Genomic DNA, 23,185 nt, shown 5'->3' with positions numbered 1-23,185 from the left:
ATTTGAGTCGATAGGATCATTTGCCCACCTTCCAGCGCAGTTCTTTTGGACCTTGGCCGACAGGGGATTTTTGCGGCGGCACGCTGGGTTGGCTTTCCTCAATCGGGGCCGTGGTTTTCTCGATCCGGACCTTGAGGTCAAACCACGCGGCTTGGCCGGTGATCGGGTCGGAGTTGGCCCAACGTTGCCCATCACCGCGCGGCGGCAAAAGTTCGTTGATCAAGTGGTTGAGCAAAAACCCTTTGGTGGCTTCGGGGGCGTCATTGTCGAGCGCCCAAGCACCTTTGCGTTTGCCAATGGCGTTCCATGTCCAGACGGTTTTTTCGTTGAGTGCGGCCATTTCCATGACCGGCACCGTGATTTCCCCATGGGCCGAGCTTACCCGCGCCCAATCGCCATCGGAAAGATCGTGTTCTCGCATCAGTTTTGTCGGCAAATAGAGCGGATTGCGACCATGAAGCTGGCGCAGCCACGCGTTTTGCGTGCCCCAACTGTGATACATCGCCATCGGACGTTGGGTCAGCGCGTGGACCGGGTAGCGGTCGGGATCAACCATGGTGCCTTCGAAGGGTTCGTACCATTCGGGCAGCGGTTGCATGACCTTTTTGAGACGTTCACGCAAGTGATCGGGCGGCTGGTGGTCGCCGTGGCCTTCGGCGGCGCGTTGGAATTTGCGCACCGGTTCGGAATAGAGCTGAAAGATATAGGGCGTCGGCGCGTCATAAAGGCCGAGATCAACGGCCCAGTCCTGATAGGCGGCGTTCCACGGTTTGAAATAGCTGGCTTCGGCCGGGATGTGATGAACGTGAAAGCCGCCATTTTCGATGTAGCTATCCAGTTGCGCGTCATTCGGGGCGCCGCGCCCGGTGTTGAATCCATCTTCGCCGATACGCCAACCGGTGAGCGGGCCGATGCCCGGCTTGCGTTCGTGATTGGTGATGTAATCGGCATAGTCGGTGTATTTGGCGCTGCCGTCTTCGTTGATAAAGGCCGGGAGACCAAGTTTGACCCCCAGCTGGATCAGCGCCGTTTGGAAACCGCGCACATCGCGGTCAGGTTCGACCACCGGCCAGCGGATCGCATCGGCGGCACCATCAGGTTCGGAGATCGGGCGATCGAGCATCGAGATACAATCATGCCGTTCCAGATAGGTGGTATCGGGCAGGATTAGATCGGCATAGGCCACCATTTCCGAACTATAGGCGTCGGAATAGATGATGTTTGGAATGACGTAATTGCCGTTTTCATCCTTGTCCGTGAGCATCTTCATGACGCCGGATGTATTCATCGACGAATTCCACGACATGTTCGCCATATAAAGGAACAGCGTGTCAATCTTATACGGATCACCGGCATGGGCATTGGCGATCACCATATGCATCAACCCGTGCGAGGACATCGGGTTTTCCCAGGTAAAGGCCTTGTCGATCCGGGCGGCGCTGCCATCCTTGTTGAGCATCAAGTCCTCGGGGCCGCGCACAAATCCGAGATGGGGGCCATCAAGCGGTTGGCCGGGAACCACACCGCAATGGGGTTTGGGGTGGGCCTCGATCGGTTTGGGATAGGGCGGTTTAAAGCGGAAGCCACCGGGGGTTTCGACCGCACCAAGCAAGATTTGCAGAACGTGCAGGGCACGGCAGGTTTGGAATCCATTCGAATGCGCCGAAATTCCGCGCATGGAATGGAAGGATACCGGACGACCAATCATTTGGGCGTGGGTTTCACCCCGGAAATCTGTCCATTCGCGATCAAGAACCACAGGCTCTTCAAAGGCGACACGTGCAAGTTCAGCGGCCAGTGCGCGAATGCGGGTCGCAGGGATGCCACAGCGTTCGGCCACCGCTTCGGGCGCATATTGCGGATCAAGGTACTTTTCCGCCATCTGATGCATAACGGCATGGTGCGTGACACCGGCGCGGCGGATATGGCCGGTTAGGTCGGGCATGATACCGGGTTTGTCAAAGGCAACCAGCTCTTTGGTTTTGCGGTCAATGACCTGTGGCTTGCCATCATCATCACGCAAGAACAGGCCAAAGTTGTCCGATTTTGGATCGCAATCCAAAAGGACCGGCGCATTGGTGTAGCGCGCCAGATAGTCGAGGTCGATCCGCCCCGCCTTGAGCAGCTCATGCACCATCGCAAGGATGAACAACCCATCGGTGCCCGGCGTGATCCCAACCCATTCGTCGGCCACCGCGTTATAACCCGAGCGGATCGGGTTAACGCCAATCACCTTGGCACCGCGACCTTTGATTTTGCCAATGCCCGCCTTGATTGGATTGCTGTCGTGGTCTTCGGCGACACCGAAAATCATGAAAAGCTTGGTATGCTCCCAATCCGGCTGACCAAATTCCCAGAACGCACCACCCATCGTGTAGATGCCCGCAGCCGCCATATTGACCGAACAAAAGCCGCCATGCGCCGCGTAATTTGGCGTGCCGAAACTTTGCGCCCAGAGGCTTGTGAAGCTTTGAGATTGATCGCGACCGGTGAAAAACGCGAGTTTTTCGGGCGCCTTTTCACGCAAAGGTTTGAGATGAGAGGCCGCGATGTCAAAGGCCTCGTCCCAGCTGATCTCTTCGAACTCACCCGACCCACGCGGCCCAACCCGTTTCATCGGTGCGCGTAACCGCGACGGCGCGTTGTGTTGCATGATGCCAGCGGACCCTTTGGCACAGAGCACGCCCTTGTTCACCGGATGGTCGCGGTTGCCTTCGATGTAGGCGACCTTTCCATCCTTCATGTGCACGTTGATCCCGCAGCGACAGGCGCACATATAGCAAGTGGTTTTGCGGACCTCGTCCGAAACCTTGGGGCTGGTGTCTAGTTCAGGTTGCTGGAATGTCATCTGGCGCCCTTGTTCTGCTGCGGTTTGATCAGGTGATGAGACGGATCCCCAAAAGGATGAAGGCCCCGATAAAGAGTGTTTCGACCACAATCAGGGCAATGGCTGCGGCTCCGACGCCGAGCACCTGTTTGAGGTTGGTTTTCATGCCCACGGCGGCGATGGCGATCAGCAAAAGCCAACGCGATGCTTGGCTTAGAAGTTCTGCCAATGCGGCCGGGATAAGATGCGCCGAATTCAGACCAGCGAGGATGAGGAAGGCCAGTACAAAGAACGGCAAAAGCGGCGGGCGGGTTTCACCCGGTGTCGCCGACGCCATCGAGCGGATCGCGATGGAGGCAACAAGGACGACCGGGGCCAACATGGCAACGCGGATCAGTTTCACCAAGGTTGCGGTGTCGCCAGTTTCGACAGAGATCGAAAAGCCAGCGCCGACAACTTGGGCCACGTCATGAATTGTGCCGCCAATGAAGACCCCAGCTTCGGTCGTATTCATGTTCAACATCTCGGCCAAAATTGGATAGAGGATCATCGCCAAAGTGGACAAAACGGTGACGCCGACAACCGTGAAAATTAGCCGTTCTTCGGAACGCTCATCGCGGGGCAGAATAGCGCCGATAGCCATGGCGGCACTTGCCCCACAGATGGCAACGGACCCGGCCGTCAAAAGAGAAAACCGCCATTTGTGGCCAAAAAACCGCCCTACCGCGAGGCCAAAGGCGATGGTCGCCAAAACGCCACCGATTACCAACGCGATCAGCGGGCCACCAAGACCGACTAGCAAGTCGATACTGATACGCGCGCCCAAGAACGCCACCCCAACACGCAGAACGGTGCGGGCGGAAAAGGCGATACCGGGGGCGCATTTTTCATCTTCGGCTAGGAAATGGACCGCAATCCCAAGGAGCAAAGCCATCAGCATGGCGGGGGTGGCGTAGTGTTCAGATAGGAATTTGGCCGCAACCGCGACGAGCAAGGAAACCGCGACGCCCGGAAACAGAACCTGTGCCTTTTGGCTCAGGTTGGCAACGCTGTAGGCTGCAAAAGGAGATGTCCGCGTGTCCGCCATTTGGCCGGGCCTTTCAGGGTTGGATGGCAGCAAATGCCGCCCGTCCGAGAGTCGAGTTCTGGCGTTTTGCCAGTGTGGAGTTTCGCGAAAAGCCCTCTGAGGCTAGGGCAACGGGCGCAAAAAGACACGATGGATCAATGTGCTTTATTGATGAGGCCGAGATCGTTTTGATCTGCGGTTTAGGCGCTGACAAAGGGCGGAACACGGTCATGCAACGCCCTTTGTTGTATGGTCCGACCCAACCGAAACCGTTTGTGCCCCGGTGATAGCGATCATTTGATAAACGTCATCAGCGCTACAGCCGCGGGATAGATCATTTGCAGGATGGGCCAGCCCTTGGAGGATTGGACCAAGAGCGGTCGCCCCACCAATTCGTTGCGCGATTTTATAGCCGATATTTCCGGCGCTCAGGCTTGGGAAAACAAACACGTTGGCGCGCCCCGCCACCTCGGATTCCGGGGCCTTGGAGCTGGCCACCTCTGGGATCAGCGCGGCGTCAAACTGCATTTCGCCATCAATTTTCAAATCCGGGGCTTGAGCACGGATCATCGCCACGGCGCTTTCGATGCGTTCGAGCGATTCATGCGCCTCTTTGGTGACGCTACCCATTGTCGAAAACGACAACATGGCGACGCGCGGCTCTTCGCCCGTCAAGGCCACCAGCGATTTGGCCGAAGACATGGCGATATTGGCCAGCTCGGTGTCGCTAGGTTGGAGGATCAGACCACAATCGCCAAAGATCACCGCCCGTTCATGCGGCGCAGCAAGCAACATCAAGAAACAGCTGGAAACCGCATCGACACCGGGGGCTTTGCCAATGATTTGCAAGGCCGCGCGCACAGTGTCGGCGGTGGTGGCAACAGCGCCCCCCAAAGTTCCATCCGCATCGCCCAAACGCACCATCATCGCCGCATAGCCAAGCGGTGCTGACATATCTTGGCGCGCGCGCTCTTCGGTCATGCCCTTGTGACGGCGCAGCTCAAGATAGGCCGCGCTATAGGCGTCTAGCTTGTCCGACGTCGCCGGGTCGATAACCGATAGGGTATCGCTGCAGTCAAACGAGGCGGCGGCATTTGCAAAGGCGTCGGGGTTGGCCAAAAGAATAACATCGGCAATGCCGTTTTGCTTGGCGCGAATGGCGGCCTCGATGATGCGCGGGTCATCACCTTCGGGCAAAACGATACGCGGGCAAGCAGCACGCGAATTGTCGATGATCTGGTCGAGAATCAAGGCCGCTCCTCCCAAATTGGCCGGGCTGCCGGAACCCGGCAGAAAACGTGGTCACCCCAAGGCATCTCGGGGTGACCCATTGGTCAGATTACTGACGCACCATGTCGTCGGCCGAGATACCGGCCACGGCGACGGGCTTTTTCATCGCGTCGCGGCGGAAGGGTTCACCCAGCTCTTGGTTGATCATGGCTTCGATCAGAGTGGTTTTGCCGTTCTTCTGATCTTCGATCGCTTTGTTAAGTGCGGCGGTCAGCTCATCCATGGTGCGGGCAATGACGCCTTGCAGGCCACAAGCCTTGGCGATGCCAGCGTAGGACACTTGTTCGTCCAGCTCGGTGCCAACAAAGTTGTCGTCGAACCACAGAGTCGAGTTCCGCTTTTCGGCACCCCACTGGTAGTTGCGGAACACGATATGCGTGATCGGAGGCCATTCGCCACGACCAATCGCCGTCAATTCGTTCACCGCGATGCCAAAGGCACCGTCACCCGAGAACCCAACAACCGGCACGTCGGGTTGACCGATTTTCGCGCCAACAATGGCGGGAAGACCATAGCCACAAGGACCGAACAGACCCGGAGCCAAGTATTTGCGCCCCTCTTCAAACGAAGGATAGGCGTTGCCGATGGCACAGTTGTTGCCGATATCAGACGAAATGATCGCCTCTTTGGGAAGCGCCTGTTGGATCGCACGCCACGCCATACGCGGCGACATCCACTCGGGCTTGTCTGCGCGGGCACGCTCGTTCCAGCTGGTGCCGGGATCGTCGTCCTCGTGGGTCATCGAGGTCAGTTCCTGCGCCCATGCCGATTTCTTTTGAGCGATGTCGTCACGACGCGCCTGACGGCCTGTATCACCAGCGGTGTCAGACAGTTGACCAAGGATACCATCCGCCACTTTGGCAGCGTCACCCACAATACCAACCGAGACCTTTTTGGTCAGGCCAATGCGGTCCGGGTTGATGTCGACCTGAATGATTTTCGCATCAGCGGGCCAGTATTCCATGCCATAGCCCGGCAAGGTTGAGAACGGGTTCAAACGGGTGCCAAGGCACAAGACAACATCGGCCTCTTTGATCAACTGCATACCAGCTTTGGAGCCGTTATAACCAAGCGGACCTGCAAAGAGTGGGTGATTGCCGGGGAAGGCATCGTTGTGCTGGTAGCCAACGCAAACAGGCGCGTCGAGACGTTCGGCCAGTTTGATCGACGCATCGATCCCACCGTCAGACAGAACAACACCGGCACCGTTCAGGATAACTGGGTTCTTGGCTTCGGACAAAAGTGCGGCCGCTGCGGTTACAGAAGACGCGCCACCCGAAGAACGCTCGAACTCGATTGGCTCGGGGATTTCGATGTCGATGATCTGGGTCCACATGTCGCGCGGGATGTTAAGCTGCGCTGGGGCCGAGGCACGTTTGGCCTGAGCAATCACACGGGTCAGAACCTCGGCAACACGGGATGGGTCACGCACTTCTTCCTGATAAGCAACACAATCCGCAAACATGCGCATCTGTTCCATTTCCTGAAAGCCACCCTGACCGATGGTTTTGTTCGCGGCCTGAGGAGTCACGAGCAGCAAGGGCGTGTGGTTCCAGTAAGCGGTTTTTACGGCGGTCACAAAGTTGGTGATGCCGGGGCCGTTTTGAGCGATCATCATCGACATCTTGCCGGTGACACGTGTGTAGCCATCAGACATGAAACCACCGGATCCTTCGTGGGCGCAATCCCAGAAGTTAATGCCCGCTTTGGGGAACAGATCCGAGATAGGCATCATCGCCGATCCGATAATACCAAAAGCATGTTCGATGCCGTGGCGTTGCAGGACCTTCACAAAGGCTTCTTCGGTGGTCATTTTCATGTGTGCGTCTCCCAAGAAAGGACGCCGACCAAATGGGCCGGCGCGATTTGAAGCCATCGTAGTCTTGGTAGAGGTGGCTCAATAGGTCCAAAATGGAACTTGATATAGTGCCAATAGGTTTTTCTAAATGATACTTCTGGTCTCATTTTTCAGTAATAATCGGCAGATGCGGTGTTTTCGACACGCTAATTCAGTGCCTAATAACTCATCAAAAACCTGTGATTTGGGCGGTCAAAACGTCAAAATCGATGGAAAATGTGGATTATCCGACAAGGTTTCGCTTTGCGCCAACGCCTGCGCCAAGAATCTGCGAAGCCTTGGCCCCCCATGACGACCAGGTCAATCGTTCCTTGGACTCATCCTGACAACGCCGACTAAGGGCCACATAGGCCCCCGGAGAATCAAGATAAGACCGCACCCAATTTGAGTACTGTTCAGCACCGCTCCGGATAGGAAGGATATGGCCGTTGATGTTTTCCTGAACTGGCGTTTGCCCTGCCTGACAACACAATGTCGGCAAACCACAGGCAGACGCATCACAAACCGAGAACCCAAAACTATCCGACACCGGTCGGATAAGAAAATGAGCCCGTTCAAGTGCGGCACAATAGGCGGCCTGCTCATCTGGTACGGATAAGTTCAAAAACGGATGTACAGTGACCCAGTCATTGACGTGTTTGTCAGGAGGAAGGCACCCGATGACGGTCAGCCGAGCATCAATACCTAAACGCCGGAGGACTTGCAGCGTTTCAAAGGCAATCGCGCCGCCTTCGGAAAGCCAATCCTCGCCAACGAATAAAAGATGGATGGGCGCAACGTGGGAAATCAACCGAGCGCGACCTTGCCCGAGGCAATCGCAATGTCCACCCAAAGGCACCAAGTGAGAACTTGCGCGATTAAGTTGGTATTGCTTGACCGCCCCCTCCTGCAAAACGTCCGTGGGCCAGAGGACCATATCAAGTTGGCGCAACGTTGTTGCATCACGATGAGCAAGCCACCGCGCCATTGGACGGTTAAAAACGTCAAATTCCATTTTACCGCGCCCGGTTGAGCGGGCAGGCACGCCGCGGACCGCATAAGGGATCGCCCCTTGGACTATAGTTTGCGGAATCGCCAGTTTGTGCGTTGGAAGCATCGAAAACACAGACAAAACGACGTCATAGCCGCCATTTGTGATCTGTGTCGAAAGCGCATCGACAGTGGCATGTGGAATACGCCCCCGCGATGGTAGTGGCGCAAATTCTGTGACCTGACCGGCAAAATCACGCAACGCCGTGACCATCTGAAGCTTGGCACGGCCTAGGCTTGGATGTTCGTTTGGTGTGCGATCGCATAAAACCGCGATGTGCATGTCCTTTGCCGCCATGATGTTGCCCCATTTTCGTGTCCCACTCCTTTCTGAGGCATGTTTCTGGCGGGACTTGGGCACGTTTACCAAGTTTTTCAGGGGTTTTGCGGACAATAGGCACCCTTTCAAGAAACTGTTTCGAGTTTCACGATTTCGTACCAATGCTGTCGCGACTTGGCCTTTTGTGACTGGTAGAATGACGCAAATACGGGGCCCATTGGGGGCACCGACACGGGATGATTCTAAAAGATGCCCAACCCGATTGCCTTTCTGGCACTGGCTGTATTTCCAGTGGTGGTGGTCGCCCTTTATGGGCGGCTGCGGGCCGATCGTGCGCTCATCTGGGCCTTGATGCTTGGCTATCTATTTTTGCCTGAATACCCGGCGGTTTTTGACCTGCCGCTTATGCCGCCGCTGAACAAGCACAACATCCCGGCATTGATGGCCTTTATGGTGGCGCTTTGGCGCTATGGGTATGACGGCCCAATTTTGCCGCAAAGCATGCTCGGCAAGGTCTTGCTATTGCTGTTTGTATTTTCACCGATTGCCACGGTTCTCACCAACGAGGAACCGGTCTTTTTCGGTCAGGTCGGGGTTGAGGGTCACAACCTCAAACACGCTCTGGCCTTGCCCATCGAGCAATTTCTGCTGATTGTTCCGTTCCTTATGGCGCGGCAGCATTTGGCCGGCGGCGGATCCCAAAAGGAAATCCTATGGGCCACGATGATTGGCGGATTGGTCTATTCCCTATTGATGCTGATCGAAATTCGCCTGTCACCTCAGCTTAATCTTTGGGTTTATGGCTATTACCAACACCTCTTTGGCCAATCTTTGCGCGCTGGTGGATATCGCCCGGTTGTGTTCTTGTATCACGGGCTTTGGGTTGCCTTCTTTACCATGACGGCGGTGGTGTCGGCCTATGCGCTCTGGCGCTACGAAAAGGGGCCGCGGTTTAAACTGCTCTTGGCAGCGCTTTATCTGACCGCCATTTTGGTGCTGGCCAAATCGCTTGGCTCGCTTTTGTTCATGCTCATGCTTGTGCCGATGGTGGTCTTACTTAGCTCCAAAGCCCAGTTGCGCGTTGCGATTGTGATCGGTTCGATTGCGCTTGCCTATCCGATCCTTAAAGGGGCCGATTTGATCCCGCAGGACCGACTATTGGCCCAAGCTGCCGCGATCGACCCGCAACGAGCCGGGAGTTTGGAGTTCCGGTTTGACAACGAAAACACACTTTTGGAACGCGCCTACCAAAAACCGACCTTTGGCTGGGGTAGTTTTGGCCGAAACCACATTTTGGACCCGGTGAACGGCAATATTCTAACGGTGACTGACGGGCGTTGGATCATCGTAATTGGCGTTTATGGGTGGGTCGGGTTTATTGCCGAATTCGGCTTGCTGCTGCTGCCTTTGCTGCTTTTGGGTCGCGAACTAGCCATGGCTGGCAATCGCGAGGTATCGCCTTATGTCGGCCCACTTAGCCTTTTGCTGGCCATTAACGCGCTGGACATGATCCCAAACGCGACACTAACGCCGCTAACTTGGATGCTTGTTGGGGCCTTGACCGGATACGCCGAAAAACTACGGGCCGAGAGGCTGAAACTCACCAAATATAACGCGACGCTTAAATGGCAGTCAGTGATGTGACGAGGACAATGATGACACGTAAACCCAAGGTTCTGCTGGTCGCGGATGAATGCAATCCGGAATGGCCCAGCCTTCCGATTGTCGGCTATAAATATGCGCTAGAGATTGCCAAACTGTGCGATGTCACCTTGGCCACCCATGTGCGCAACCGCGAAAACATCGAAAAAGCCGGGCCAACGGGATTTGAGATCGCCTATATCGACAATGAATGGATCGCCTCGCCGATGTTCAAGGCCGCGCGGGTCATTCGTGGTGGCGAAGAGGTGGGTTGGTCGACCTCAATGATCTTCAACTACCTTCCGTATTTGGCGTTTGAACACGGGGTTTGGAAACGGTTCAAACCGCAACTCACATCGGGTGAGTTTGATATCGTTCACCGCATCACCCCTATGTCCCCCACGTTGCCAAGCTGGTTGGCCCACAAGGTCAAACAGCCCTTTGTTATCGGGCCATTGAACGGCAATCTCGATTGGCCCGTTGCCTTTGCCGCTGAACAGGCGCGTGAAAAGGAAAAGCTGCGCAAGCTACGGGATTTCTACAAATACCTGCCTTATGCGCGCTCAACATATGATGATGCGGCGGCGGTGCTAAGCGCCTTTTCCCATACGCGCAACGATCTGGCCCGCGTTGAAGACGCGCGGATCATATCCTTTCCTGAAATCGGATTTGATCCGGAAATATTCCATGCCAACGGCGCGAAACCCGCCGGTAGCCGCAGCACCGATGGGAAAATTCACTTTCTATATGCCGGGCGGCTGGTGCCGTACAAATTGCCGGAACTGCCGCTTCAAGCCTTTGCCAAATCCGACATCTTGCGTCAGCACCATCTTCACGTAGTGGGTGATGGCCCTGACCGCGATCGGATGCAGGCAGTGATTGACGAACATGGGCTGGGCGATTGCATCACCATGCATGGCCGCAAAACCCAAGGCGAAGTCGCCGATATGATGCGCGAGGTAGACGCCTTTGTTTTTCCGTCGATCCGCGAATTGGGGGCCGGTGTGGTGATCGAATCCATGGCCTGTGGCAACCATGTTCTGGTCTCCGACTACGGTGCTCCCGGCGATTTGGCCGGTCAAGGGCGCGGGGCCTGTGTTCCGATGGCCGATTTCGACGGGCTGGTCGACGGGTTCAAAGCCGAGATGGAGTATTGCGTGACCGACCCCGCCGCCATGGCGACTACCGCCGCGCGGGCCCAAGCCTATGCAGAGGAAGGATATCCTTGGGCGCAAAAGGGCCGCAAAACCAAAGAAGTGTATGACGCGATTCTTTCGGGCGCACCACTTACCGGTTTGGGCTATTGATCCGGTTTAAGGGCTATACACCTTGACGGTTCCATCCTGCATCTTGACGATACACGACCCTTGGGTGAGCTGCGGATAACGGCTTTGGGTGCTGCTCGCCACTTTTTGCCGGGTCTCGCCGGTACAAAACGGAAGCTCGACCGATTGATAGCCGGTTGATGACATACAGGCCGAATAGGCGCGGGCGCGGGATGATTTGTTGACGTCGACGGAATAGACGTCGCCGCCCTCCCAATACCCGCCGGTCGAGCGGCATTTGCCGTTGTGGCAATGACGATAACCGGGGCGGTAGTATCGCGGGGTGCGGCGGGTGACGATGTTCACCGGATAGGCCGCCGTTGCGCTGCGATTACAGCTTGCGGAATCCGCGTTTCGCTGTGCTGGTGTTCCGCCGGCTTTGTATTGAACTTGAGCCGAACAGCCCGTCAACAAGACAGCCAGCAATGCAAATGCTACAGTTTTCACAACACGCTCCCTTTCGGATACGACTCGATGAATAGCAAATCCCCGAATATTTCTCAAGAAAAGCAAGTGCATGACGCAACAGCAGCCGGTTTTACCTGCTTGAAACCGTTTCAAACTGCACGGCTTTGGGTTTCCTCGTGGCGGGGTACCTTGGAAGACAAATCCGCCCGTCGCAAACTTGAAGCGGATCTATTGGCTATGCTGAGCGAACCAGTTTTGCGCCATCTCCCTGAACGCGTCCAATTGGATGACGGACCCGATGCAATCAAGACTTGGATCGCCGATCGCGACGCAAGTGCCGCGATATTTTTGGTTCAGGACAACGCCGGTTTGGCAGGATTGATGTTCCTGTTCCGCCCGGTGGATACGCCGAAAACCGAACCACTTCATCTTGGCTATTTGTTTGGCGAAACCAGCTGGGGCAAGGGATATGCCTCGGAAATGGTGATCGGGCTTGTTGAGGCGTTAACCGACGGGCCGGTCATGACCTTGCAGGGCGGTGTTGATGTGAACAACCCGGCGTCTGCACGCGTTCTGGAAAAGGCGGGATTTGTGCGTGACGACGCGCTTTGCAGCGATGAGATCGACATCTTTTCACGGCAAGTGGGGTCGGCACAATGACACAAGCAAACCCCAGACCGCTCAAGATTGAAGTGCAAAAATCCGATGGTGAGGTCACAGCCCGCATCCCTCAACAGCATCCTGGCAAGGATTTGGAAGGGTGCGACTTGTCGGGACACGATCTTTATCAAGCGTAACTGCAAGGCCGCAATCTAAAGGGGGCGGTTCTTTATTGGGGTAGCCTATGGAATGCCAATTTGGATGGGGCGTGCTTGGTTGACGCTAATATGCGCGGCGCAAATCTACGAGAGTCGTCGCTCGTTGGCGCGGATTTGAGAAACGCCGACTTAGGTCACGATGCGTTTGGAAAAGGCGCATGGTTGCAGGGGGCGGTCTTGTCCAAGGCCAATTTGAACCGAGCCAATATGGTCGGCGCGTTTTACGATGATGAAACGGTCTTTCCAGCTGAGTTTCACCCAAGACGGCGCGGGATGATTTACGCGCCCGATTGAGCGGTAGAAATCACCCGCGCCGGGATTCCTGCGACGGTGGCCCCGGCGGGTACATCACCTGTCACAACGGCGTTTGCGCCAATCACCGCGTGATCGCCCACCGTCAGCGGCCCAATCAACTTAGCCCCTGCCCCGACATCAACATGACCCCCAAGGGTCACCGGTCCGGCCAAAGTTACCTGATGAAAGATCATGCAATTGGGGCCGATTTTGCTTTCGGGATGGATGATGATTCCAGTTGGATGGGTGAGCCGCAACCCACCGTCGAACTCGGTGGTCAGGTGCAATTCCGATTGGCAGATTGTCGACCACCACAGATGGTTGACCACCCAATATTTCGACGACATTTTGGCTAGGACACCCTCTTTTTGACGCGCGGCTTGATAGCGACGCACGGCGCGGATCATCTTTTTGCCCGGCTCCCAAAACCGGTCAATCTTTTCGCGTGACCAATCGGGATCGGTTGCTGAAATCCCTGTTTCCTGTACCATTTTGTCTCAGTTTCCCCTCGGCCCGCGAAAACGCCAAATTCCTGCCCAGATTTGAGCCATCCTTGAAGGTATGGCAACACTTAGCCGTCACCCTGCGCCACGAATCCCTTGTGGTGAGGCACTGACACCCGGAGAATCCGGAAGGAATTGGAATGATCGCGCGATTTGCCGCCTTGGGGAATGCCCTCACATGACGCAGCACATCTCACATAATCAACCTTATCGCAGTGATATTGATGGGCTGCGCGCCTTTGCCGTGCTGTCGGTTGTGCTCTACCATTTTGGGGTTCCGTTGCAGGGCGGGTTTGTTGGCGTTGATATCTTCTTTGTCATCTCTGGGTTTCTGATCGGCGGGTTGTTGTGGCGTGAATATGATCACACCGGAACAATCTGGTTGTTGAACTTTTACGTGCGGCGATTTCGCCGTTTGGCCCCGGCGTTTTTCGCCATGGTTTTGGTCACGGGCGCATTGGCATGGGCCATCTTGTTGCCCTTTGAATATCGCGAATTTGGCAAGGCTGCGATTGCGGCGACCGTCTATTTGTCGAACGTGCTTTTTTACCGCCAAGCCGGGTATTTCGATGCTGCGTCCGAGGAAAAGCCGCTATTACACACGTGGTCCTTGGCGGTCGAAGAGCAGTTCTACATCTTCTTGCCGCTGCTGATATTGATTTTAGCCCGGTCACGTCGCGCCCTTGTGGCGGCCTTGATCGGGTGCTGGGCCTTATCATTGGTCGCCTGCGTAATGATGACGCCATCACATCCGATGGCCGCGTTTTACCTATTCCCATTCCGGGCCTGGGAAATGCTATCCGGTGTGTTGCTGGCCATCTGGGGATATCAAACCGAACGCAAATGGCGCGGTTTTGCTTTGCTAAGTTGGCTAGGGTTGGCGTTGGTGGTCATATCGGTTGTCATGATCCCAGCCGGGCCAATGTTTCCGGGGGTCTTGGCACTATTCCCCGTCCTAGGCACCGCGCTCTTGCTGGCCAATGGAACCGGCAAGAACACAGTGAACCAGTTGTTGTGCCACCCGGTTGCGGTGTTTTTCGGGCTGATTTCCTATTCGCTCTACTTGTGGCACTGGCCGATCTTTACGCTCTCGACCTATTTGCGTGGCGGTCACGCCAACCTCTTTGAATCAGTGCTCTGGATGGGCCTATCTGTCGCCATTGCGTGGCTGTCTTGGAAGTTTGTCGAAACCCCGGTGCGACGTGCCCGGCTCTTACCCGGCGGGGTGGTTTTGGGGGCGATGGCTGTGGCTTCGCTTGCCACACTCGCTTTCGGCGGATGGATCTTCAAATCTGACGGCGTGCCAAGCCGCTTTGGCCCCGAGGCCCAACCCCATATCGCCGCCACTGGCGATTTCCTTCAGGATTGGAGCCGCTGTTATGTGGCCGACGACCTTCCCTTGGATGGTCTAGAAGTATGCCCCATCGGGCCAGAGGGCGCGCCCAAAGTCTTGGTCTGGGGCGACAGCCATGTCCGCGCCTTCAAAGAGGGCATCGACCTTGTCGCGCATGAGGCCAATGTTCCGGGTTTGATTATTTGGCGCGCTGGGTGCGCGCCGCTATTCGGGCTCCGCAAATCCGAAAATTCGGCGACGCCGGCACAAGATACCGCCTGTACGCATGCCAATCTGCAAATCCAACAAAGCTTTGCCCGGTTGGAAAGCCTTGAAACCGTGCTCTTGGTTGGGCGTTGGGCTTATTATGTATCTGGCACGGGCGTTGGTCTTGATGCTCACAACACCATCTCAATTCACCCCACGGATGGCGCGCAAAAGCTGACGCTCACCCAGCCGCAATTGATCACCAATGCAGCACGCGAATCCGTTGAGTTCTTGAAAGGCCGTTTCAGTCAGGTCCATGTCCTGCGCCAACCGCCGGAAATTCCAAAGTATGACGCCCGCCTCGCAGCCCGTGAAACAGCGCATTATGGCCTGCCTTTGGCCGCCGAACCTGTGACCAAATCAACGGCGACGGTTGACGGGTTGGCGGTTCGCGCCGCGATGGCAGACGCGCCTTGGCTTTCACTGGCCGAAAGTGGGTCCATCAACTGGATCGATAGCTGGCCGGGGTTTTGCGACGGGTCAACCTGCGGGGCGTTGCATGAGAATGTCGGCCAGTATTTCGACAATAACCACGTCACCAACTCTGCCGCTTTGCGCGTGCGCGCCCTTTTTGAACCGGTCTTTGAGTCGGTGACCCGCCAATCCGCATTGGTTCAGGATGTCCAAGAATGACCCTTGCCGAGACGAGTTGGGATGCGATTGTTATTGGCACCGGAATTGGTGGCGGCACCGTTGGACGTGTGTTGGCGGAAGCCGGGCAAAAAGTTTTATTTCTTGAGCAAGGGGCCAAGGGATATCGCAGCGAAGAGAATGGGTTATCCGAAATTTTTGTGCCCGAAGCCCGACTAGCGCGCGGGATGTGGCCGACCCCGATTCATGTGACGCTCAACGGCCAGAATCAAGAGTTTTACGCGCCATTGGGGGCCGGTGTTGGCGGGTCGTCGGCCTTTTACGCCGCGACATTGGAACGCCCGGAACGTCATGACCTTGAGGCAACACCAGACCAGCCTCATCCAACCGATGGCTGGCCCGTGACCTATGACGACATGACCCCGTGGTATGCCAAAGCGGCGGAAGCCTATCGGGTTTATGGGTCTCATGACCCTTTGTCGTCTGAGCCTCCCCTACCTTTGCGCACTCCGCCGGATTTGAATGACACCGAAGCCAGTTTGATGGGTAGTTTGCGTCAATCTGGGTTGCACCCCTACCATGCACATACTGGTATCGAGCGTATCGACGGCTGTCGCAATTGCCTTGGGGTGAAGTGCCCAAAGGTGTGCAAAATGGATGGCCGTTCTGCCGGGGTTGAGCCAGCTTTGGCCACAGGCAATGCCACTTTGGTGACCAATGCCAAAGTGACCCGCCTTGTGGAAAACCAAGGACAGATTTCGGGGGTTGAGGTGATCATCGGCGGGACATCACAAACCCTAAAGGCCGGTCGCTACATTCTTGCCGGCGGGGCCTTGGGGTCGGCGAAATTGCTTTTGGCATCGGCCAACGCGGATCATCCCAAGGGTTTGGCCAATAGTTCCGGGCTTGTCGGGCGCAACCTGATGTTTCATCTGAACGAAATGTTCGCCTTGTGGCCCAAGCGCGGCACCCGCGATAGCGGTGCCACCAAGGCGATTTCCTTGCGGGATTTGTATCATCAAAACGGCGCGCGTTTCGGCACGATCCAAGCCATGGGCATTCGCGCGTCATATGGTGAGATTGTCCATTATCTTAACCTGATGCTGGCCCGATCCCCCTTAGCCAAGGTTCCAGGCCTCGCCCAATTGACCCGCATTCCCGCCGCCATTGCGCACAAGCTTTTTGGCCACGCGCAAATCTTTGTCGGCCTTATGGAAGACCTTCCATATCCTGAAAACCGTGTCATCTATGACCCGACGCAACCCGACAAGCTTGCAGTTGAATATGAGTTTAAGCCGGAGCTTTTGGAGCGGCGGCGGGCGTTTCGTAAGGCGATCCGCAAGGCGATGCGCGGTCATCGCCGTGCTTTCCTTGGGATGAGTCCTGAGCTCAACTACGGGCACCCGTGCGGGACCGTTCGGTTTGGCCATGATCCCAAAACTTCTGTTCTGGATGCCAATTGCCGGGCGCATGATATTGGCAATTTGTGGGTTGTGGACGCAAGCTTTATGCCGACATCAATGGGTGTGAACCCAAGTTTGACCATTGCCGCCAACGCGTTGCGGGTTGGGGACACCATTGCAAAGGAGTCCGCATGACACCCATCACACCCAAAGACGGAATTGCCATTGTCACCGGGGCTGGCTCTGGCCTTGGCCGCGCTTTGGCGACCGAGCTGGTTGAGAAAGGTTTTACCGTTGCAGGGACCGGCCGCCGCCAGAGCGCCCTAGATGAAACTCGCGACCGTCTTGGGCAAAACTTCTTGCCCATCCAGATGGATGTTGCGGACGGGGTTGCGGTTTCGGAGGGGTTTTCCGAGCTTGTTTCGCACCATGGCGACATCGCGATCTTGATCAACAACGCCGCCGTTTATCCCCGTCGTGATTTTTTGGCAGAATCCCCGGATAGCTTTGCCCAAACCCTCCAAATCAACCTCGGCGGTGTCCTAAATTGCAGTCACGCCGCCTTGCAAAACATGGCTCCACGCGGCGAAGGTCGCATTCTCAATGTCGCAACATTTGCGGATTTGAACCCACTACCCGCAAGTTCAGCTTATTCTGTGTCCAAGGGCGCAGCACGCATTTTGACCCGGGCCATGATTGCGGATTTGAGTGACCGGTTTCCGGATATCGTCATAAGCGATTGGATGCCCGGCATGTTGCAAACCGAGATGGGAATTCCGGATGGCATCCCGCCCAAACAATCCGCCGTATGGGGCGCGAGGCTGGCTTTGATGCGTGACCCATCCCTAACCGGATCGGTGTTCGAAATGGGGAGCGAGATCCTGCCGCCGCGCGGATTAAAAGGAAAGATCAAGGACGTGCTTTTGCTACGTCGTCAAAAGCCACGTCAGCTCTAATCCTTGCGCAAGCGCAACATGACAGCGCGAGACATGTGCCTCGGCAAAATCGCCGCACATTTCAGATAGCGACCGGCAAGGCGTTTGGGATCGGACATCATCCGCCAAAGCCATTCGACCTGCAACCGCTGAGCCCATTCCGGTGCGCGTTTTTGCGTCCCGGCAAAGAAATCCAGCCCAGCCCCAATGGACACGAATCCCACCTCAGGGGCCACTTTTCGACCCAGCGCCGCGAATACTTCTTGGCGCGGCGCTCCCATGGCAACAAAACACAACCGAGCCCCGGAATCGGCGACGCGTTCTAGAATGGCCTTTGCGTCATCACCCGCCGGATCAAATCCCATGGGCGGCGCGATACAGCACACAACTTCAAGGTCACGGACCTCGCGCTCCAAATAGGCGGAGGCGGCCTTTAACACTGGGTCAGTTGAGCCGATTAGAGCCACGCCAACCCCCTGTTTTGCTGCCATTTTAGCCAATGGTAGGATGGCTTCGGATCCGGGGATAAGCGACACGGGACGACCCGCGATGTGGGACATCCACACAATCGGATTGCCATCGGCACAGACGAAATCCTGCGCGGCGTAAGCGCTCCGAAAGTCGGCCGAGGCCCCCAGCTTGACCAAATGATCAAGGTTAATAGTTGCCAAGGCAAACCCTTTGCGTTGGGCCCAGCGTTCGGTCACACGTGCCTCAAGGACGGCCCAATTGGGCACGTTCACATCGATTTTTCGTGCGTCGAACTGAAATTCCATGGCAGTCTTTCCTTGATAAGCCTGACATAATGCTATTTGCGCGCAACATAAGTGCCAAATCGGCAACAGCAAGGTGAATTCCCGCGATGGTGATGCCGCGCTGCCGCATTTTTGTGAACAACTCGGGTGGTTTGCCGAATTCTGGCCATGTTTTTGGGGTTAATTCACCGAATAGAAATGGTGGGGCGGTAGACGTGTCAGAATGGACGTTCCGAGTAAGCACCCGAAAGGGGGCATGTGATGACCAATAAGGTGTGCCTTTTGGGCTGCGGATTCGTGGCCGACCTTTACATGCGCTCGCTTGCTGCGATGCCGGGAATCGAGGTTGCCGGAGTCTTTGACTTGAACGCGGCGCGCCTTGAGCAGTTTTGCCGTTTCTGGGACCTACCGGCGAAATCATCTTTCGACGCCCTGTTGTCCGACGCGCCCGACGCGATCATTTTAAACCTAACGAACCCTGCGGCGCATTTCGAAACTACCAAAGCCTGCCTTGAGGCCGGGCGGCATGTCTATTCAGAAAAGCCGCTGGCCATGACGGTTGAAAATGCCAAGACGCTTTATGGTTTGGCCGCTGAAAACGGGCTGATGTTGGCTTCTGCCCCGTGTTCGTCATTGGGTGAGGCGGCGCAAACTTTGGGCCATGCGTTGCGTCATAATGTGGCGGGAACCCCACGCGCGATTTACGCCGAGTTGGATGACGGATTCATCCCGCAAGCGGCTTACAAGAAATGGCTGTCAGAATCCGGGGCACCTTGGCCCTATGAGGATGAATTTCGCGTTGGTTGCACCTTGGAACATGCCGGATATTATCTTGGGTGGTTGATTTCATGGTTTGGGTCGGTGCGCACGGTTGTTGCTGCCTCTGCCGAAACGATCCCCAACAAAGAGGGCACCGGCCCCTTTGCACCGGACCTATCCGTCGCCACCTTGTTCTTTGAAAATGGTCCGGTGACACGATTGACCTGTTCGATCACCGCACCGCATGACCATTCCATCCGTATCACCGGCGACAAGGGGGTGCTCAGCTGCAAGGCCGCGTGGGACAACGCCGCCAAGGTGCGCTTTGCCAAGCGGATGACCGTGCGCCGCCGATTGATGGAAAACCCCTTTCCAAAACGGATCAAATTGGCCCAGCCGACCCATCCCAAGGTTAAACGTTGGGGCGCGGCGGCGATGAACTTTATGCTTGGGCCTGCTGAAATGCTCGAAGCCCTTAACCAAGGTCGCGATTGCCGGCTGTCCAATGACTTTGCGCTTCATATGACCGAGGTCACTCTGGCAATCCAGAACGCGGGCGAACATAGCGGTGCGCAAAAAATGTCGACCACATGTCAGCCGATGGAGCCGATGCCATGGGCAATCTAACCCGTATTTTGATCACCGGTGCCAACGGGTTTGTTGGCCGAGCAGCGGTCGCTGAGGCCCGCCATCAAGGTCTTGAGGTTGTTGCGGTCTATCGCCGGGAACCGCTGGAAAGCTGGGCCGGTGATCCGGGTGTCTTTGCCCAGCGCGCCGACCTCTCGGATCGCGAAAGTATTGGCTTGCTCAAAGAAGCGATGAGCGGTGTCGGGGCCGTCATTCACGCCGCCGCCCATATGGGCGGGGACGCCGATAAACATGCCGACGATACCCTGCGCGGCACGGAAATATTGCTGGAGGCGATGCAGGGGAGTGAGGCCCAGCTTATCTTGGTCAGCTCAATCGCAGTGTATGACACAATGCAATTGGACCCCGGCGCGACTTTGACTGAAAACAGCCCGCTTGAAAGCCCGGAAACGGCCCGCGACGCCTATACCGCCGCCAAACTTCAACAGGAAACGCAGTGCTCCGACACCGGCCGGTCTGTTTGGATAATGCGTCCGGGTGCTGTTTATGGGCCGGGGCGGACATGGCATGCGCTGTTGGGGTTTTGGGCGTCCAAAGCGCATGTACAAATCAATTCGGACGGGCAACTACCTTTAGTCCATGTAGATCATTTGGCAACGTCCTTGATAGCGGCAACCAAAACACCGCCAAACGGCCTCCAAGCGGTGAACATTATTGACGACGACCTTCCGACACGCGCACGTTTTCTGGAAACGCATCGGAAACTCGCTGGCTGGCCACGCTTGGTATTGCCTGTGCCATACTCCCTTTGGTTGGCTGGGGTCCGGTCGCTCAAACCATTGGCGCACAAGCTCCCCGGTTTGTTCCAAGAACCAATCCTGCGGGCCCGGATGATGCCCCTTAGCTATCCCAATACTGCGCTTCGATCGTTTTTAGGCGGGGCGGATCATGCGCCATTCGAAGACATGTTGAAACAAAGTTTGGAGGGCCAAGAGTGACGGGAATGACCCTGCCGAAAATCGCCTATTTGACCGGGGAGTACCCGCGGGCGTCGGACACTTTTATTCAACGTGAGGTCGCGGCGCTGCGCAAGTATGGGCACGAGGTCGAAACCTGTTCGATCCGCACCACAGGGGCTGAACACCTTGTCGGACCCGAACAACGTGACGAACACGCCCGCACCTTCAAGGTTTTGGATGCCGCGAAAAATCCTCTGCGTTTGATCCGGTCACACCTGCGCTGGCTGCGGACGCCCGGACGCTATGCCAAGGCATTGGGATTGGCGTGGCGCACCGCCCCCAAGGGGATCAAGGGCCGTCTCTATAACCTGATCTATTTCCTTGAGGCCGGCGTTTTGGCGGCGCATTTACAGGATCAAGGGGTCACCCATCTACACAACCACATCGCCAAGGCATCTTGCACCGTTGCGATGTTGTCCGAGGCGCTGTCTGGTATCCCCTACAGCTTTACGATTCATGGGCCGGACATTTTCTTTGAGCCGCATCACTGGCGCATCGACGAAAAGACCAAGCGCGCGCGTTTTGTCGCCTGTATCAGCGATTATTGCCGTTCACAGCTTATGTGTTTTGCCGATCAATCAGATTGGGACAAGCTACATATCGTGCATTGTGGGATCGAACCCGACCGTTATGGAAAGACCTGGCATTCAGGGCAGAGGTTGCTGTTTGTCGGACGTTTGGCGGCGGTCAAAGGCGTCCCGATTCTTTTCCAAGCTATTGATAAGCTTAAGGGCGACATGCCCAACCTACAGCTTAAACTGATTGGGGACGGCCCCGAACGCACCGCATTGGAAAGCATGTCGAAACGGCTTGGGATCGATGATCGGGTGGAATTTGTGGGCTACAAAAACCAATCTGAGGTTGCTGAGGCCCTATTGCAAACAGACCTATTTGTCTTGCCCAGCTTTGCCGAAGGTGTGCCGGTTGTCTTGATGGAGGCGATGGCCTCGGGCGTGCCGGTCATCACCACGCAAATTGCGGGTATCCCAGAACTAGTGAGCCACGGCGAAAGCGGTTGGCTTGTCCCGCCCGGTGATGTTGACGCGCTCTGCGCCGCGCTAACCCGCGCCTTCATTGATCCGCCTGAACGCCAAGCCATGGGTGAAGAAGGCCGCGAAACCGTTGAGGCCCATTTCAACACCCACAAAGAAGCCGCTTGGCTATCGCAACTCATTTGTGGCTATGCCGGTGACAACGCTCCAACAACCAAACGCCCGGAGCCAACGCAATGACCCCGGTAGATGTTGTTTTGATCGGCCGCAACGAAGGCGCACGTTTGGTCGCGGCGCTGGCATCCGTTCAAGGTCAGGCGCGTCAGGTTGTTTATGTTGATAGCGGATCAAGCGACAATAGTTTGGTCGAGGCCCGTCAACATGGGGCCACGGTGGTAAAATTAGATATGTCTACTCCGTTTACCGCCGCCCGTGCGCGAAACGCGGGGTTTGACGCCTTGGATGAACCACAATTGGTGATGTTTATCGACGGCGATTGTATGTTGGTTGATGGGTTCATCGTCGCCGGTCGCGCCCATCTAGAGGCCAATCCAAAAACCGGGATGGTGACGGGATGGCGCTCTGAAATCCATCGTGATGCCAGTCTTTACAATCAGCTGTGCGATTGGGAGTGGCGACGCCCCGCCGGTGTGATTGAGGCCTGTGGCGGTGATATGTTGGTCCGGGCCGAGGCATGGCAAGGCATTGGCGGCATGGATCCAACGGTGATCGCCGCCGAAGACGATGAGTTTTGCACACGATTGCGCAAAGCCGGATGGGTCTTGGAACGCATCCCCCATGAAATGACCCGCCATGACGCCAACATGATGCAGTTTGGCCAATGGTGGAGCCGCGCCGTGCGCACCGGGCATGGCTTTGCTCAGGTTGGGCATTTGCACCCCGAATACTTTTCCAAAGAACGCAAGCGCGTCTTGGCCTATGGGCTTGTTGTGCCGCTCCTCATTTTGCTGAGCTTTGCTATTGCTTGGTGGCTCCCCCTGATCTTGATCGGGATTTATGAGCTGAACTATATCCGCACAGCCCAAGGGTTGATCCGCGATGGATTGCCCAAGCGTGAGGCATGGCGGCACGCGTTGCTGCTCACCCTATCCAAATTTCCAAATCTTATCGGTATAGCCAAATTTCACCTGCGCAGGCTGCGTGGTGATGAAATGCGCCTGATTGAATACAAGTAGAGGTCTTG

19 protein-coding genes are annotated in these 23,185 nt (G+C 56.3%); 11 read left to right on the top strand and 8 right to left on the bottom strand.

Annotated features, from left to right (window positions below):
• Positions 1 to 16: 16 nt before the first annotated feature.
• The 5 genes from Q1A43_RS19405 to Q1A43_RS19385 all read right to left on the bottom strand — a co-directional run bounded on the left by Q1A43_RS19405 (position 17) and on the right by Q1A43_RS19385 (position 8,368).
• Positions 17 to 2,848: a molybdopterin oxidoreductase family protein gene (locus Q1A43_RS19405; RefSeq protein WP_299937971.1), complete on the bottom strand. Its 2,832-nt coding sequence runs from the start codon at positions 2,846 to 2,848 to the stop codon at positions 17 to 19.
• Positions 2,849 to 2,876: 28 nt separating this feature from the next.
• A complete protein-coding gene (locus Q1A43_RS19400) occupies positions 2,877 to 3,914 on the bottom strand; it encodes a YeiH family protein (RefSeq protein ID WP_299937969.1) in 1,038 nt (345 codons plus the stop codon).
• Positions 3,915 to 4,121: 207 nt separating this feature from the next.
• On the bottom strand, positions 4,122 to 5,144 hold the full coding sequence (gene pta, locus Q1A43_RS19395; protein WP_299937967.1) for a phosphate acetyltransferase: 1,023 nt from the start codon (positions 5,142 to 5,144) through the stop codon (positions 4,122 to 4,124).
• A gap of 88 nt (positions 5,145 to 5,232) precedes the next feature.
• Entirely contained in the window at positions 5,233 to 7,002 is a 1,770-nt protein-coding gene (gene xsc / locus Q1A43_RS19390) for a sulfoacetaldehyde acetyltransferase (protein WP_299926931.1), read from the bottom strand.
• A 262-nt stretch (positions 7,003 to 7,264) separates the two neighbouring features.
• A complete protein-coding gene (locus tag Q1A43_RS19385; RefSeq protein ID WP_299937966.1) occupies positions 7,265 to 8,368 on the bottom strand; it encodes a glycosyltransferase in 1,104 nt (367 codons plus the stop codon).
• Between the two features lie 231 nt (positions 8,369 to 8,599).
• On the opposite strand from Q1A43_RS19385, the gene Q1A43_RS19380 reads away from it, so the two are divergent.
• Positions 8,600 to 9,994 (top strand): hypothetical protein, encoded by a 1,395-nt coding sequence (locus Q1A43_RS19380; protein WP_299937963.1) that lies wholly within the window; start codon positions 8,600 to 8,602, stop codon positions 9,992 to 9,994.
• Positions 9,995 to 10,005: 11 nt separating this feature from the next.
• Positions 10,006 to 11,298, top strand: coding sequence for a glycosyltransferase (locus tag Q1A43_RS19375; RefSeq protein WP_299937960.1), 1,293 nt, complete (start codon positions 10,006 to 10,008; stop codon positions 11,296 to 11,298).
• A 6-nt stretch (positions 11,299 to 11,304) separates the two neighbouring features.
• Here Q1A43_RS19375 and Q1A43_RS19370 read toward each other — a convergent pair whose 3' ends face one another.
• A complete protein-coding gene (locus Q1A43_RS19370) occupies positions 11,305 to 11,763 on the bottom strand; it encodes a hypothetical protein (RefSeq protein ID WP_299937957.1) in 459 nt (152 codons plus the stop codon).
• A gap of 27 nt (positions 11,764 to 11,790) precedes the next feature.
• Here Q1A43_RS19370 and Q1A43_RS19365 point away from each other — a divergent pair, with 27 nt between their 5' ends.
• On the top strand, positions 11,791 to 12,384 hold the full coding sequence (locus Q1A43_RS19365) for a GNAT family N-acetyltransferase (protein WP_299937954.1): 594 nt from the start codon (positions 11,791 to 11,793) through the stop codon (positions 12,382 to 12,384).
• Between the two features lie 137 nt (positions 12,385 to 12,521).
• Positions 12,522 to 12,836, top strand: coding sequence for a pentapeptide repeat-containing protein (locus Q1A43_RS19360; RefSeq protein WP_366944280.1), 315 nt, complete (start codon positions 12,522 to 12,524; stop codon positions 12,834 to 12,836).
• Here the strand turns inward: Q1A43_RS19360 and Q1A43_RS19355 are convergent.
• Positions 12,821 to 13,327 carry a serine O-acetyltransferase gene (locus Q1A43_RS19355; protein WP_299937949.1) on the bottom strand — a complete coding sequence of 169 codons (507 nt, stop codon included), beginning with the start codon at positions 13,325 to 13,327 and terminating at the stop codon, positions 12,821 to 12,823. The two genes, Q1A43_RS19360 and Q1A43_RS19355, sit on opposite strands and share 16 nt — an antisense overlap.
• Before the next feature lie 190 nt (positions 13,328 to 13,517).
• Between Q1A43_RS19355 and Q1A43_RS19350 the strand changes: the two genes are divergently transcribed.
• The 3 genes from Q1A43_RS19350 to Q1A43_RS19340 are packed head-to-tail and all read left to right on the top strand — an operon-like array spanning position 13,518 to position 17,889.
• Positions 13,518 to 15,572: an acyltransferase family protein gene (locus Q1A43_RS19350; RefSeq protein WP_299937947.1), complete on the top strand. Its 2,055-nt coding sequence runs from the start codon at positions 13,518 to 13,520 to the stop codon at positions 15,570 to 15,572.
• Positions 15,569 to 17,128: a GMC family oxidoreductase gene (locus tag Q1A43_RS19345; RefSeq protein ID WP_299937945.1), complete on the top strand. Its 1,560-nt coding sequence runs from the start codon at positions 15,569 to 15,571 to the stop codon at positions 17,126 to 17,128. Before Q1A43_RS19350 ends, Q1A43_RS19345 begins: the two co-directional genes overlap by 4 nt.
• Entirely contained in the window at positions 17,125 to 17,889 is a 765-nt protein-coding gene (locus Q1A43_RS19340; protein ID WP_299937942.1) for an SDR family oxidoreductase, read from the top strand. Before Q1A43_RS19345 ends, Q1A43_RS19340 begins: the two co-directional genes overlap by 4 nt.
• On the opposite strand, the gene Q1A43_RS19335 is transcribed toward Q1A43_RS19340, so the two are convergent.
• The gene (locus tag Q1A43_RS19335; RefSeq protein ID WP_299937939.1) at positions 17,886 to 18,644 is read right to left on the bottom strand and encodes a WecB/TagA/CpsF family glycosyltransferase; all 759 of its coding nucleotides are present in this window, start codon (positions 18,642 to 18,644) and stop codon (positions 17,886 to 17,888) included. The genes Q1A43_RS19340 and Q1A43_RS19335 overlap by 4 nt on opposite strands.
• A 240-nt stretch (positions 18,645 to 18,884) precedes the next feature.
• Between Q1A43_RS19335 and Q1A43_RS19330 the strand changes: the two genes are divergently transcribed.
• The 4 genes from Q1A43_RS19330 to Q1A43_RS19315 are packed head-to-tail and all read left to right on the top strand — an operon-like array spanning position 18,885 to position 23,177.
• Positions 18,885 to 20,009, top strand: coding sequence for a Gfo/Idh/MocA family oxidoreductase (locus Q1A43_RS19330; protein WP_299937937.1), 1,125 nt, complete (start codon positions 18,885 to 18,887; stop codon positions 20,007 to 20,009).
• Positions 19,973 to 20,968, top strand: coding sequence for an NAD(P)-dependent oxidoreductase (locus Q1A43_RS19325; RefSeq protein ID WP_299937934.1), 996 nt, complete (start codon positions 19,973 to 19,975; stop codon positions 20,966 to 20,968). Before Q1A43_RS19330 ends, Q1A43_RS19325 begins: the two co-directional genes overlap by 37 nt.
• 5 nt (positions 20,969 to 20,973) lie before the next feature.
• Positions 20,974 to 22,221 (top strand): glycosyltransferase family 4 protein, encoded by a 1,248-nt coding sequence (locus Q1A43_RS19320; protein WP_299937931.1) that lies wholly within the window; start codon positions 20,974 to 20,976, stop codon positions 22,219 to 22,221.
• A complete protein-coding gene (locus Q1A43_RS19315; protein WP_299937928.1) occupies positions 22,218 to 23,177 on the top strand; it encodes a glycosyltransferase in 960 nt (319 codons plus the stop codon). Before Q1A43_RS19320 ends, Q1A43_RS19315 begins: the two co-directional genes overlap by 4 nt.
• Positions 23,178 to 23,185 lie beyond the last annotated feature (8 nt).

It is taken from the genome of uncultured Pelagimonas sp. (genome assembly GCF_947498515.1).
GTDB lineage: Bacteria > Pseudomonadota > Alphaproteobacteria > Rhodobacterales > Rhodobacteraceae > Pelagimonas.
This window is presented reverse-complemented; position numbering and strand designations above follow the sequence as displayed.

What these genes read in the sequence shown, in the direction of transcription:
- Q1A43_RS19405 (WP_299937971.1), bottom strand. Translation starts at nt 2,848, where the DNA reads ATGACATTCCAGCAACCTGAACTAGACACCAGCCCCAAGGTTTCGGAC.
- Q1A43_RS19400 (WP_299937969.1), bottom strand. Translation starts at nt 3,914, where the DNA reads ATGGCGGACACGCGGACATCTCCTTTTGCAGCCTACAGCGTTGCCAAC.
- xsc (WP_299926931.1), bottom strand. Translation starts at nt 7,002, where the DNA reads ATGAAAATGACCACCGAAGAAGCCTTTGTGAAGGTCCTGCAACGCCAC.
- Q1A43_RS19385 (WP_299937966.1), bottom strand. Translation starts at nt 8,368, where the DNA reads ATGGCGGCAAAGGACATGCACATCGCGGTTTTATGCGATCGCACACCA.
- Q1A43_RS19380 (WP_299937963.1), top strand. Translation starts at nt 8,600, where the DNA reads ATGCCCAACCCGATTGCCTTTCTGGCACTGGCTGTATTTCCAGTGGTG.
- Q1A43_RS19375 (WP_299937960.1), top strand. Translation starts at nt 10,006, where the DNA reads ATGACACGTAAACCCAAGGTTCTGCTGGTCGCGGATGAATGCAATCCG.
- Q1A43_RS19365 (WP_299937954.1), top strand. Translation starts at nt 11,791, where the DNA reads ATGAATAGCAAATCCCCGAATATTTCTCAAGAAAAGCAAGTGCATGAC.
- Q1A43_RS19355 (WP_299937949.1), bottom strand. Translation starts at nt 13,327, where the DNA reads ATGGTACAGGAAACAGGGATTTCAGCAACCGATCCCGATTGGTCACGC.
- Q1A43_RS19350 (WP_299937947.1), top strand. Translation starts at nt 13,518, where the DNA reads ATGACGCAGCACATCTCACATAATCAACCTTATCGCAGTGATATTGAT.
- Q1A43_RS19345 (WP_299937945.1), top strand. Translation starts at nt 15,569, where the DNA reads ATGACCCTTGCCGAGACGAGTTGGGATGCGATTGTTATTGGCACCGGA.
- Q1A43_RS19340 (WP_299937942.1), top strand. Translation starts at nt 17,125, where the DNA reads ATGACACCCATCACACCCAAAGACGGAATTGCCATTGTCACCGGGGCT.
- Q1A43_RS19335 (WP_299937939.1), bottom strand. Translation starts at nt 18,644, where the DNA reads ATGGAATTTCAGTTCGACGCACGAAAAATCGATGTGAACGTGCCCAAT.
- Q1A43_RS19330 (WP_299937937.1), top strand. Translation starts at nt 18,885, where the DNA reads ATGACCAATAAGGTGTGCCTTTTGGGCTGCGGATTCGTGGCCGACCTT.
- Q1A43_RS19325 (WP_299937934.1), top strand. Translation starts at nt 19,973, where the DNA reads ATGTCAGCCGATGGAGCCGATGCCATGGGCAATCTAACCCGTATTTTG.
- Q1A43_RS19320 (WP_299937931.1), top strand. Translation starts at nt 20,974, where the DNA reads ATGACCCTGCCGAAAATCGCCTATTTGACCGGGGAGTACCCGCGGGCG.
- Q1A43_RS19315 (WP_299937928.1), top strand. Translation starts at nt 22,218, where the DNA reads ATGACCCCGGTAGATGTTGTTTTGATCGGCCGCAACGAAGGCGCACGT.